Raw genomic sequence first — 12,909 nt, forward strand, 5'->3', positions numbered from 1 at the left:
GGCAGTTCCGAATATTCCGGCTATCCATCCATTGGTCAAATCAGTAGATACGTAAGTCGATTGAGGCGCTTTCTTGTGATGAGGGCGCGGACTCAGCCGGGTTCGGGCGGAGTCAGGTAAATGGAGGCGGATCGTCGGCCCTCAAGTCCTTTTTAAGAACTTGCAGAGGCCAGAAAAGCCGCTCAACAAGTCCCTTTTCGGGACTTGTTGAGCGGCTGAGGCGTGCTAAGCCAGGGCAGCAGCTAACGGCGTTCCCCTTACAACAGGAAGAGGTGTGTGTCAGTGTCAACCGGCGCATCATAACAGTTACGAGTCTTTAAGGGGCGTCATCTTGTTTAAGCTCATACACATCAATCGAATCCTCTCGAATTTCCAAGGCGATCTTTGTATCGGCCTTACGGAAAAAATGCACATGACCCAGACGCTCCTCCTCGATCTCGATCCAACCGGAAGCTTGGATCTGTTCAAGATAGGATACTGGGGGATATAGCCCCTGCTCGCCTCCGATATTTTCCAATTCGTACGTTACGCCCTTCGCAATATTCGGATTCTCGAATATCGCCTCGCGTTCAACCGCTTGCTCCGGGACCGGGAAATCATCATGGACTGCAGACATCTTGTAGTCGTTGATAACAACAGGCTTGGGGGATGAAGCGCAGCCGATCGCAAAGGCGAACATGACGGGCACCAGGAACGTTATTTGCATTTTTCGCATGGGAACCCTCCTTGGGATGTTTCTATTAATTCAGAGTGACGCGATCATTAGAATACAACAAAGGTTTGAAGCTTTCGTCATCCAACCGGTCACTTCGCTCCCATTCAAGTGGTCGATTGGACAGTAATGCTATATGCTCTTGTAACGATTTCGATCTGGAAAAAGTTGCAGATGATTTCTTGCTGGAATCCAAAACAGATTTTAATACGAGCAGGCACATCGAAGGTAAATAATGTTAAAATGGAAGCGAGTTAAAAGGCCTGGCATGTACATCCTTAGCATTGCCCAACAGCTCAGGTCATAGGATGAACGCAGACTTACATCATAATGATCGGCAGCGGTTCTTTTAAAGCCCGTGAGGAGCGGTACGAAAGCCCCTTTGGTGATACGCCATGCCGCTAGGCCGGAGCACAGCACAGGAGGGGTCCAGTCGGCCGTTTTAGCCTGGATAGGACAAAGCGGGAGGAACTACTACATCCCGCCGAAAGCTGCTGGGCGGCCACGAGGTTACCCGACGGGACTTTTGGGAGGATACGGGAAGTGATACGGATGAAAGGCGTTAGGGATTGAAGTGGTAACAGTCGCTGCACTTTGCGGCCATAACATACGGAAAGGAGCGTATACATGAACAAAATCAATATCGGCATCATCGGCACCGGCTTTGGCGCCGAGGTTCACGCCCCCATCTTCCGGCTGTATCCGGGCTTTCATTTGAAATCGATCGCCAGCGTATACCGGGGCCGTCATGGAGCGACGAAACATTCGCTACGGGACATTGCGTTTTATAGCAATTGGCGGGAAATGCTGGAATCGGAGGAGCTGGATCTGGTATCGATAGCCTCTACGCCCGCGCAGCATTACGACATGGCGCTGCAAGCGCTCCGAACCGGGCATCACGTGCTGATAGAGAAGCCGCTGGCCATGAATGCCGGACAAACCCTGGAGCTTGTCGAAGAGGCGAGTCGGCTGGAGCGACACGCATTCGTAAATTTCTTATGGCGGCTTACGCCGCTTCGGCAGCGGATTAAATCCATGCTGGACCAAAGGATGCTCGGCCGGATTCAGCATATTCGGTATTGCGGCAGCTTTTCGGGCTATTCCGCTCTGGCGGAAGGGCAGCGCGGCTGGGAGGGCCGAAGGGAGGAGGGAGGCGGCTTTCTGTTCGCCGTCGGGTCCCATATGATCGATTCGCTGATGTGGTGGATGGGAGAAGAAATTGCCGAGGTTCAGGGGGATCTCAGGACGCATATTCCGGGTTATGAAGGCAGCGACGGCCGCGAGGTGCGCAATGCCGATGATGCATTTTCCTTCACGGGCCGGTTCCGCGGCGGTGCGAGCTTGGCAGTGGACGTGTTCCTGCCCGGCAGAACCGGTACGGGATGGAGACTGGAGATATACGGAGATGAGGGAACGCTCGTTATGCGCGATGACCGTATTTTGGAATTCAGCAGAGGGGGAGCCTTAGAGCCTGTTCAGATTGAGAGCACAAAACCTCCGGAGGGATTGACGGTTCCGGCCGTACATTACTACAACGGCTTCTATCCGATGCTCGACAGCATCTATAGGAGCCTGACGGATAAGCCGTCGATGCTCGAAATCCCGAACGTTGCGGACGGGCATAGAACCCAGGTTGTCATGGATGCTGTCCTTCGTTCGTCCGATACGGGCTCGCGGGTACGGATCGATCTGTCTCCATGGAATCAGGTCATTGTCACGAAAGGAGAACATTAGCATGAGGCGATTGCAGATCGGCATGTGGGAGCAATTCAGCCCCGAAAGGTGGGAGCAGCTGGCCATGCCGCTGATCAACGGAATGGAGGTATGCTGTCTGCCGGACCGCACCGCTCTGTCTCAGGTTCGGGATTTCTGCCGTCAGCACGGGCTCGGATACGGAATCCATGGACCGGTGCTTGCGGAAGACGGATACCGCCTGCCTGTGCTAAATGCCCCCGATCCCCGGCAATTTCAGGAAGAGCTGCAGTACATAGCCTCCGAGGTTGAGCTTGCCTCCGCCTACGGCGCGGACTACATCCTGTTCCATTATCCGTTCTATCCGGTGTTTCAAGAGCCCTTTACGCCCTATCCGCGGCTTCCCGACATTGGGCACCGATACAGCTACGAGCAGCTGGCCAGGGAGCGGTTCAGGGATATTTCCTTGACCTTATTTGAACATCTCGCCGAGCTGCAGATGCGCTTTAAGCAGCGGATCGTATTGGAGCATGACTTTTTCGGGGATTACGGTGACATCCTGATCGATACGTTCCTGGCCTATCCGGAGATTCGGTTCGTGCTGGATACGGCGAGGCTCGATATCGCCCACAGGGCTTTTGCCGGCTTCGACCCGTATTCTTTTCTGGAGGCGCTTGCGCCGCAAATTGATCTGGTCCACTACAGCAATGTCCGTTACGACGGCGGTACGTTCAAGCATCATCTGCCGGTGCTGCCCGAGCATGACGATGATGAACGGTTCGGCGGCGCTTATGCCTATTTAGAATATGTGGCGGCGAGGAATCAACAATTTCATATTACGTTTGAGCACGATGCCCGTCTTGTGAACGGGCAGCAGCTGGATGCGATTTATCGACGTACCGCTGCACTTCTTGAAGTGAAAGTACACTTGTCTCATTCCAGCCGACCAAGGCCGCTTTCCGGCTGACCAAGGTGACATTCCAGCTGACCATGGCCTCATGCCATGTAGGCTTGCTAAAGGACGTACCTGATTCACCTGGACGGTTTCCGTTCAATTGAAATATGAAGGATGGAGGGAAACAAATGACCCATGCCGGATACGATGATGCGGAGCTGATGCGGATCCAGTCGGAGACGCTGTACCTGCTTGACGGCAGAAGGCGGATCATCGGCATCAATGAGCCATCGCAAACCGCCGATACGGCAGTGTTTGTCGGCACCACGCGGTTGGGACGGGAGTTACTGGTTGCGGCAGATATGCCGGATCCCATTGAGGAGGAGCTGCGGATGCAATGCGAACGGGAGACAGACATCATGCAGATGATCAAGACGATCGAGCAATATCTGCCGGTGAAGCAGATATGGATCGGACCGGCCTATGTCTTCCCGTCCGAACCGGGAGAGCCTTCAGCCGATCCGGGCATCGTGCTCATCGATCAATCCAACGCATACTTGCTGGAGACCTACTTTCCAGAGATCAAGTCGGAGATTGAGGAACGCCTGCCGGTTATAGGCTGTGTGATCGGCGATACGGCCGTATCCGTCTGCTGCTCGGCCCGGACTTCCGCCAAGGCGGCGGAGGCAAGTCTCAGCACGGCCTCCGAGTTCAGGGGGCGGGGACTCGCTGCTAAAGCGGCAGCACGATGGGGCTGGGAGATTCGGCGGTTGGGGCGTATTCCGCTATACAGCACGGCCTGGGACAATCTGAGCTCACAGTGGCTTGCCCGCAAATTGGACCTTTATCAGTACGGGACGGATTTTCATATCACCATTCAGAGGAATTGCTTATGATCCAAACGCTGATTGTCGTCTTTGTCCTAACGATGGTCATTCATACGGCGGAAACGTTGTCCTACTCGATCCGTTATGCAGGCGTTAAGCTGAATAAAATAGCGGTAGCGCTGTCGCTGACGGGCATCGTCCTGCTAGTGTCGCGGACCTCGAATTTAATCCAGGCCCCGCTCACCGGCAAATTTGTGGATTATGCCAAAGAACACACGTCATTTGACGTGCTCTCCTATTTTCGGATCATATTGCTTGCCGCTTCGATCGGCACTATCGCAGCCATTGCGCTGTTCCCAACCTTCGTCAACCTGTTCGGCCGAATCATCAACAAGCTTGAAGTAGCCGGCTCCATCCCGAAGCTGATCTCGAGCGTGACGGTCGGTCAGCTCAAAAATACAAGGCATTACATAAAGAAGCCCAATCTCAGCTTGAGCCAGTTTCGATATTTGGGCGTGCCCAACCGCTTTATTTTACTTCATGTCGTCGTGACGGCTTTTTATACCGTCGGGGTGCTTTCGTCGTTGTATGCGGCTCATCTCGTGCCCGCGCACAGCACCATGGCCTCCCAAGCCTCGGGGCTAATCAACGGCATGGCTACTATTATCCTGACGATTTTTATCGACCCGCAGCTAGGTCTGATCACCGATAAAGCTACGCGGGATGAAGAAGCGAAGAATCAGCTGGGCAAGGTGTACACCATGCTCATGGTCTCCCGATTCTTCGGAACGATGCTGGCACAGCTCGTTATCGTTCCCGCCGCATATCTGATCAGCGTTATTGTCGGCTGGCTTTAGGGGAAGGAAAGACAGCTATCCGGTATTAAATGATGCAATGATGGAGGGTGAGGAATGCAATGATTTCTTGGAGAAGGATTGTCCTAGAATCCGTATTGTTCGCCGCAGTCGTATGCGGCGGTTATCTATTGTTCGGGATCATCCAGGGGATGATAATAACTCAAGCTTATGTGCCCGACATTCTAAGCCAGTATGAACATGTTGAACATCTGCCGTCCCAGGTATCCTTCGGCGCTGTACTGCGCGGTGGAAAACTGATTACGGTACAGGGCGCGGCCCTATTCCTGGTGCTGTGCGGCTTGTATGGAAGCATAAGATATGCGTTTGCCAAGCGGAAGCGCTGACTCGCAGCATTTTTCTCGCACGGTTTAGCGGCTCTCGGGAGCGGCACAAGACAAGCCGCCACGTGCAGGTGGCCATTCCCTGCGACAGGAATAGGAGCCCGTTCGAACAATAAATCGTTAGTATATCACACCTATGAAGCCCCCCGCCTAAGAAGCGGGGGGTGTGCTTTGCCGTAATTGGATGCGCACTATAGAAGGAGCTGCCATTCTTCGAAGCTGACAAATCCATGACAGATCAGGGGTTATAGCCGCAAACAGCAGAAAATTGGATCACCCAATTACTCTTCGATTACGTCGGATACTCAGGAAAATCGAGTTTATTTTAGATGTAAGCGCTATAATTTTGCTTGACAGCCCAAATGTGATCCGTTTATGCTAGATCTGCGGTCCATTGGATGACCCAATTACCGATTTTGATGAAGGATAGAGAGGGAAATCATATGACCATTAAGAAGATTAAATATCATCGGGTATATGAGGACGTCATTGAACAGATCAAAAATTTGATTTTAGAAGGAAATCTAAGCCCCGGTGATGTTCTGCCGACCGAGCGCGAGCTGGCGCAATCGTTCGGAATCAGCCGCGGAACGCTGCGGGAAGCCTTCCGCATTCTCGAGAGGGAAGGGCTGATCGAAGCAAGGCCCGGAGGGGGGCGTTTTCTCAGCAAGGCGCTCGATGTTGCGGAGGACCGAAGCCGGATCCTCGACAATATCGAACGCGCGACGATCATTGAGCTGCTGGAAGCCCGGGAGCTGTTCGAGACGGGGATTGTGGAGCTGGCGGCCAAGCGGGCCACGGAAGAGGACATCGCTGAAATCGAGGCGGCCTTCGAGAAGTGGGGCCAGGTCGGGTTAGACGATGAAGACCGTTCCAAGCCGGATCAGGCCTTCCATTTATCGATCGCGAAGGCGACGCATAACGTCGTGCTCGTCAATATGATCGAGCTGCATATGGACCTGCTTCAGCGCACCTTGAACAAGACCCAGGCGATCCCCGGCCGCAAAAGCGAGGTCTATGAGGAGCATCTGCTTATTTTACAGGCGATTAAGGAACGCGATCCGGTGAAGGCAAAGCTCGCCTTGTTGAACCATCTGAGCCGGGTGAAGGAGAACATAAAAAACAATTACATTCATGCATAGCAGGGGAGTGGCTTCCCCTTTTTAACACAAATTGGATAATCCAATTATCCAATGGGCATGAGTGAATAATTTGGTAAAGAGGGATTGCAGATGAATACAGACATTCGAATTTTATCCCCCTGCGGGATGCTGGGATACGGGTTTCCGGAGCAATCCTTCATGAACGGATTGAAGCACGAGCTGCACGGCATCGTGGTCGATGCGGGTTCGACCGACGGTGGACCGCATAAGCTGGGCGCCGGCGTATCCATCGTCAGCAAGCGCGCGGTAAAGAAAGACCTGAAGATCATGCTCTCTGCCGGCCTTCCCCGGAACATTCCGATCATCATCGGCTCAGCCGGCGGTTCCGGCGCCAGAACGCATGTCAATTGGACGCTTGCGATCATTGATGAAATATTGGCCGAACTCGGGATGGAGGCGAAAGTATCGGTAATCTGGGCGGACTTCACCCAGGACGAAATCCATCAGGCGAAGAAGGAAGGACGCATTCACACGCTTAGCCCGAACATCCCGCCATTGACGGATGAGATGATCGATACGACCAAGAGCATCGTGGCCCAAATGGGACATGAGCCCATTGTGGAAGCGCTTCAGGCCGGAAGCGAGATCATTGTCTGCGGTCGCGCCTATGATCCGTCCCCTTTCGCAGCGATCGGCATATTCCATGGCAAGGATCCCGGACTCTCGTACCATCTCGGCAAAATTCTCGAATGCGGCGCGCTGTGTGCGGAGCCCGGCACGACGAAGGACAGCATCCTCGGCACCATCGGGGACGACAGCTTTACCGTACAGTCCCTGAATCCGGCACGTACCTGCAGCCCGACCAGCGTCGCGGCCCATACGTTCTATGAGAAGGAGCATCCGTACATCCTGCACGGGCCCGGATTTACGCTGGATCTGGAAAACTGCCGGTTCGAAGAGATTGAGCCGGGCATCGTCCGCGTCAGCGGAAGCCGGTACCTGCCTGCGGAGAAATACTTCGTCAAATTGGAAGGAGCAAGGCGCGTGGCTTACCGAACTTTCGTGATTGCGGGGATCCGCGACCCGATCCTGATCGGGAAGCTGGAGGAGGTCGAGGAGTACGTCCGAAGCCAGGCGAGAGAGTATTACGGTGAGATTCCCGAAACCGATTACCAAATCCGGTTTTACAACTACGGGAAGAACGGCGTACTCGGCAGCAAAGAGACGGAGCCCTTCCAGGGGCACGAGGTGGGGGTGATGTTCGAAGTGGTTGCGAGGACGCAGGAGCTGGCTAGCAGCATATGCGCCACCGTCCGATCGACCTTCCTGCATTACGGCTATGAGGGCCGGAAGGCAACGGCGGGCAATTTGGCTTTTCCATTCGCCCCAAGCGATATCGAGTTCGGTCCTGTTTACGAATTCTCCGTGTATCACCTGATGGAAATGACCCGAAGTGCGTTTCGCATCGAATTTCGAAAGGGAGGTTATCAGCATGGCCTTGCTCGGTGACGTGGCGAAGGTGCTGCGGAGCAAAAACTCCGGCCCCTTCGAGATTACTTTGGACGTCCTGTTTGATTCCAAAGACGATTATGACAGAGTAAAACAATCCGGCTGCATTACCAAACGAACCATCTGCGATCTGTACCGGATCAAGGAAGAACAGGTTCATCACCTGGTGTTTTTTGACCAGGCGCTCGGCTTCAAAGTGACCATCTCGCGGGATATTTCGTCGGGCAGCGTCGGCGACCGCGACGTGTACGGAGCACAGCAGCATGCTCCGCTGATGAAGCTGGCCATCCATCAATCAGAGGAGGGGTAGACGATGAAGGTGCTCAGACGCTTGAGGCAGGATTGGGTATTGTACGCCATGCTGGCCTTACCTCTGCTCTACTTTTTCATCTTTCACCTGATTCCGCTCTATGGCATGAAGCTCGCCTTCCAGGATTACCGCATTCTGGGCGACCATGTCTGGGTCGGCTGGAAGCATTTCAAGACCTTGTTCAGTTCGCCGGCATTCACCAGCGTACTGGAGAACACGATCATTATCAGCTTGATGAAAATCATCTTCGTATTCCCGATTCCGATCATGCTGTCCCTGCTCATTAATGAAGTGCGCAGCAGCAAATACCGCAAGTATGTGCAATCCGTCGTTTATCTGCCGCACTTTCTGTCCTGGGTCGTTATCGCGGGGATCTGGATCAGCCTGCTGAATCCGGCGGACGGCGGGGTCAATCTGATTGCGAATTTCTTTCAATTGCCGTCGGTCGATTATATGACCAGCAAGGAGCATATCCGCTGGGTGCTTGTTTTCTCCGAAATTTGGCGGAGTGCTGGCTGGGATTCCATCATTTATCTGGCCGCGATCATGAAGATCAGCCCGGGATTATACGAGGCCGCGAAAATCGACGGTGCCACCCGGCTGCAGCAGATGCGGTACATCACGCTTCCTCATTTGTACAGCACAATTGTAACCGTCTTCATTCTGAATCTAGGATTTTTCATGAATGCGGGCTTCGACCAAGTGTTTAACTTTATGAACGATTCCATCATCAGCGTGGTGGACATTCTGGACACCTATGTATACCGGATCGGTATCGGAAACGGGCAGTTTGCGTATGCAACCGCGGCTAGTCTATTTAAAGGCGTCATCGGGATTGTCCTCATCCTGGGCACGCATTTCATTTCGAAACGCATCTCGGGCAAGGGCGTCTGGTAAAGGGGGAGAACGATGAGACGGCTGGAGTTATCGAAAATCGTCATTTATGTCTTGCTGTTCCTGTTCACGCTCATGGTGCTGATTCCCATCCTGAACCTGCTGGCGCTATCCTTGACCGACCCGGGCAAAGCCCACCTGATGGGCGGTCTCGATATTGTGCCGAAAGGCTTCTCAACGATCAATTATCAGCTGCTGTTTGCCAACCCGCTGATAACGGGGAGCATCATGAATTCGGTGTGGATAACCGCAGCTGGGACGTTTCTGAACCTGCTGCTGACGTCCATGGCTGCATACGTGCTGGCGAGAACGGAGTTTATCGGCAAAAAAGCGGTGTTGTTTCTCTTGATTGTCGTTATGGTATTCGAGCCGGGCATGATCCCGGAGTATTTGCTGATTAAAGATCTCGGACTTATGAATACGCTTACCTCCTTGATTCTGTATAAGGCGATTAACGTGTATTACCTGTTTATCCTGATGCGGTTCATTCAGGATATTCCGGAGGAGATTTTGGAAGCGTCCCGGATGGATGGCGCCGGACATTTCCGATTGTACACCCGGATCATTCTGCCGCTGTCGAAGCCGGGGCTGGCGACGCTGGGGCTGTTCTACGGCGTGTATCACTGGAATGAATATTTCCGTGCAACGCTGTACATCTCGGAGCCGGGCAAATGGCCGCTTCAGGTCGTTTTGCGCCAGTTCGTCGTCCGCAAGGACAACACGTCCTTGATGGGCAATCAGAATATGTTCGACAGCGCCATCAACTTCGACTTTGCTTCCTTGCAGGCAGGGACGATCATCATTGCGATCGTGCCGCTGCTGTTCCTATATCCTTTCATTTTGAAATATTACGCCAAGGGCGAGCTTGAAGGAGGGGTCAAGGATTAAGCCGGGAAGGCAAGATGTATCCGCCGCGTACGTTCCATTTTCTAAAAAGGGGAGAACAAACCATGAAAAAGGTAAGCCTGTTGTTAATCGTAGCCATGCTGGTTATGGTCATGTCCGCATGCACATCGAACTCTAACTCAAGCGCTCCGGGCGCGGGGCAGGAGCCGGAAGCGGCAAAGCCCGACGGCAGCGGAGAGGCCGTGACGCTGAAGATCGTGTATAAGGATGAGGGAACGACCAATCCGGTCTCCGTAAAATTCTTCGAAACGCTGGAGAAAGCATTGGCGGAGGATGAGGGGCTGAACGTAAAGTTTGAGCTCGTCGATCTGGCGCAGGGCAGCTATGCCGAAAATTTGAATCTGCTGCTGCTCGGCGGCACGATTCCGGATATCATCTATTTCCAGGGCGGCGACCAGCAAATCTCGGAGCAAGGCCTGCTGGAGGATCTGAGACCGTATATCGAAAAATCCAAGTACATCAAAGACATCATGGAGCCGCATAACAAAACCCGCATGGAGAGCTATCCGTATCTGATGTGGATCAAGCCGCTCGCACCGAAAGCGCCGGTGATCCGCGCCGACTGGTTCAATGCGATGGACAGCTCCAAAGCGTTGATCGAAAATCCGACCGTCGACAATTATTACGCCTTCTTTAAAGAGATGGTCGAGAAAAAGCCGGGCGAAGGCAAGCCTAGTTATGCGCTGACCGCCGCAGGCGATATCGCCGAGATCAATTTCATTTTCAATACCGCTTTCGGCCTCGACACGACTTGGCTCAAGAAGGATGACGGAACGTATGAATATTCCAAGGTATCCCAGAACGAGAAGGAGAAGCTGACCTTCTATAACAAGCTTTACAAGGAAGGTTTGCTGGACCCGCAATTCATTACGAAGCAGTGGGACACGAAGGAAGATGCCTTCTATAAGGGCGATGCGGCCGTAATTACAGGCACCGTTGGCAAAATCCTGGATCTGTATGACGGAAGAATGCAGGATCTGGGCGGTAAGGAAGCCGAGCTGATCGTTCTGCCGCCTGCCAAGGGTGATGGAGGTCAAGGCTTCGGGGCCACCGACGTAACGAAGGAATCCCGCGGTCTCGCGATTTCTTCGCAGTCTCCTCACAAGGACATTGCGTTCCGGGTGTTTGATTACTTGGCAAGCCCGAAAGGACAAATGCTGGACCGCCTGGGCTTTGAGAACGAGCATTTTACCGAGGAGAACGGGGAGATCGTGCTCAATGATAAATATTACAGCGAGTGGTATGCACGCTTCTGGGAGCCGGTCGAGATGAAATCGGCAACGCCGCTGAAGACCCCGCTGCTGGGCAAGCCGGGAATGGAGTCGCTAAATATGGCTTCCGAATTTTACACCGAGGACAACAACTTCCTGATTCCGGAGCAATTCGTTGCCAACTGGGATGCGATGAACAATCTGTATAAGGAATATTCGACCGATTTCATTACCGGCAAGAAGGATCTGTCCCAGTTCGATGAATTTGTTGAAGCTTGGTATGCTGCCGGAGGCACGGAAGTAACGAAATATGCTAACGAGAACATCAAATAAGGAGCTTAGAGCGGATGACATTCTTTCGTGACCGAGTAAGGGGCGTGGTCCTATCGACTGCGCTCGGGGATGCCCTGGGGGCTCCCGTCGAGAAGCTGACGTATGCGGAGATCAAATCGAAATATGGCCGGGTGGAATCGCTAATGACCAAGTGGCATAAAGCGGACCTTCCCGCCGATGTCCGGCTCGGCAGAATGCGGGGCAACGGCATCGTAACGGACGATACGCTGATGACCATCGCGCTGATGAAGGTGTATATGACCGAGGGCCGGCATTTGGACGCCTACGACATGGGCAAAGAATTCGTGAAGGAAATTGCATTTCGCAAGACCTACGTCCCGGAGCTGGATCAAGAGACGCTCATTATCGAGCGGCTGTTTTACCCGGAAAAATATATCTTCATGCGCCATGTGCTGGCAAACTGCGATCCACGGGAGGGCGGCATCGGCAATATGGTCAACTGCGGGGCGGCGATGTACATCGCCCCGATCGGAATCGTCAATGCTTGCCATCCGAAGGCAGCTTATGATGAAGCAATTCTGTTCGCGATGGGTCATCAGAGCAGCTACGGACTGGAAGCAGCCGGCGTGCTTGCTGCCTGCGTTGCCAAAGCCTTCGAGCCGGGCGCGACGGTGGATGATATCGTTCATACGGCAATCGCCCTCGCGAAGGACGGCACGAAAGCTGCAATTGCCGAATTGACGGAAGCGGCCCGAGAGCTGCGTCCGTTCCGGGAAGATATGGACCGGGTCGTTGAGACGTTCCAAGAGATCCTGCTGAAGTACTCGCCGATGGGCGATGACGTAAGCCGCCATATCGACAAGGTTGGCCTTCCAAGCAACCATTACACGCCGAGCCGCCTGTGGTCGATTGAGGAGCTGCCGCTTGCGCTTGCTTTTATGGTGCTGAATGACGGCGAATATTACCGGACGATACTGGACGGCATCAATTCCGGCCGGGATACCGACTCCATCGGCGTCATGGCCGGCGTCATCCTCGGCGCAATGCACGGCTGTGAAGCAATACGGACCGAGGATATCGAGCAGTTGAACAAGGTGAACCGATTGGATCTAATCGGTATCGCCGACCGCTTCTCCGAAGCCGCGGCCCGAATCATCGAGGAGGATCTTCGGATCCATGAAAGCAGAAAGCGGGTATGGTTGGAAGAGCTGCAATGAACCGTTGAATTTGAACGGTTAGATTTAACCGTTATCAAGAAGCCTGATTTGAAGAATTGTCGGTCGCCGCAGCCGGGTTTCGTTATGCAAGAGAGCAGGAAATCCGGAGTGTGACTTGCCGGACCTGCCGGGGCACTAAAG

The 12,909-nt window shown here is 53.6% G+C and carries 13 protein-coding genes; 12 read left to right on the forward strand and 1 reads right to left on the reverse strand.

Features of this window, described 5'->3' with window-relative positions; genetic code table 11:
• Positions 1–316 precede the first annotated feature (316 nt).
• Positions 317–715 carry a hypothetical protein gene (locus BBD41_RS24135; protein ID WP_077567242.1) on the reverse strand — a complete coding sequence of 133 codons (399 nt, stop codon included), beginning with the start codon at positions 713–715 and terminating at the stop codon, positions 317–319.
• A 624-nt stretch (positions 716–1,339) separates the two neighbouring features.
• Here BBD41_RS24135 and BBD41_RS24140 point away from each other — a divergent pair.
• From BBD41_RS24140 to BBD41_RS24195, 12 genes are all read left to right on the forward strand, one after another.
• Positions 1,340–2,446 carry a Gfo/Idh/MocA family protein gene (locus BBD41_RS24140; protein ID WP_099479084.1) on the forward strand — a complete coding sequence of 369 codons (1,107 nt, stop codon included), beginning with the start codon at positions 1,340–1,342 and terminating at the stop codon, positions 2,444–2,446.
• Between the two features lies 1 nt (position 2,447).
• Complete coding sequence (locus BBD41_RS24145; RefSeq protein WP_206098261.1) at positions 2,448–3,371, forward strand: sugar phosphate isomerase/epimerase family protein; 924 nt, start codon at positions 2,448–2,450, stop codon at positions 3,369–3,371.
• A 116-nt stretch (positions 3,372–3,487) separates the two neighbouring features.
• Positions 3,488–4,195 carry a GNAT family N-acetyltransferase gene (locus tag BBD41_RS24150; RefSeq protein WP_099479086.1) on the forward strand — a complete coding sequence of 236 codons (708 nt, stop codon included), beginning with the start codon at positions 3,488–3,490 and terminating at the stop codon, positions 4,193–4,195.
• Positions 4,192–4,983: a lipid II flippase Amj family protein gene (locus BBD41_RS24155; RefSeq protein ID WP_077567239.1), complete on the forward strand. Its 792-nt coding sequence runs from the start codon at positions 4,192–4,194 to the stop codon at positions 4,981–4,983. Before BBD41_RS24150 ends, BBD41_RS24155 begins: the two co-directional genes overlap by 4 nt.
• 59 nt (positions 4,984–5,042) lie before the next feature.
• Complete coding sequence (locus tag BBD41_RS24160; RefSeq protein ID WP_099479088.1) at positions 5,043–5,327, forward strand: hypothetical protein; 285 nt, start codon at positions 5,043–5,045, stop codon at positions 5,325–5,327.
• Positions 5,328–5,767: 440 nt separating this feature from the next.
• Entirely contained in the window at positions 5,768–6,466 is a 699-nt protein-coding gene (locus BBD41_RS24165) for a FadR/GntR family transcriptional regulator (RefSeq protein ID WP_099479090.1), read from the forward strand.
• A 90-nt stretch (positions 6,467–6,556) separates the two neighbouring features.
• Positions 6,557–7,936, forward strand: a complete 1,380-nt coding sequence (locus BBD41_RS24170; protein ID WP_099479092.1) for an acyclic terpene utilization AtuA family protein — start codon at positions 6,557–6,559, stop codon at positions 7,934–7,936.
• Positions 7,920–8,246: a DUF4387 domain-containing protein gene (locus BBD41_RS24175; RefSeq protein ID WP_077567236.1), complete on the forward strand. Its 327-nt coding sequence runs from the start codon at positions 7,920–7,922 to the stop codon at positions 8,244–8,246. Before BBD41_RS24170 ends, BBD41_RS24175 begins: the two co-directional genes overlap by 17 nt.
• 3 nt (positions 8,247–8,249) lie before the next feature.
• Positions 8,250–9,143: an ABC transporter permease gene (locus BBD41_RS24180; RefSeq protein ID WP_077567235.1), complete on the forward strand. Its 894-nt coding sequence runs from the start codon at positions 8,250–8,252 to the stop codon at positions 9,141–9,143.
• Between the two features lie 12 nt (positions 9,144–9,155).
• Complete coding sequence (locus BBD41_RS24185; protein ID WP_099479094.1) at positions 9,156–10,028, forward strand: carbohydrate ABC transporter permease; 873 nt, start codon at positions 9,156–9,158, stop codon at positions 10,026–10,028.
• 62 nt (positions 10,029–10,090) lie between these two features.
• Complete coding sequence (locus BBD41_RS24190) at positions 10,091–11,590, forward strand: extracellular solute-binding protein (protein ID WP_099479097.1); 1,500 nt, start codon at positions 10,091–10,093, stop codon at positions 11,588–11,590.
• Between the two features lie 14 nt (positions 11,591–11,604).
• Complete coding sequence (locus BBD41_RS24195; protein ID WP_099479099.1) at positions 11,605–12,768, forward strand: ADP-ribosylglycohydrolase family protein; 1,164 nt, start codon at positions 11,605–11,607, stop codon at positions 12,766–12,768.
• Positions 12,769–12,909: the final 141 nt, after the last annotated feature.

It is taken from the genome of Paenibacillus ihbetae, from assembly GCF_002741055.1.
GTDB lineage: Bacteria > Bacillota > Bacilli > Paenibacillales > Paenibacillaceae > Paenibacillus_AQ > Paenibacillus_AQ ihbetae.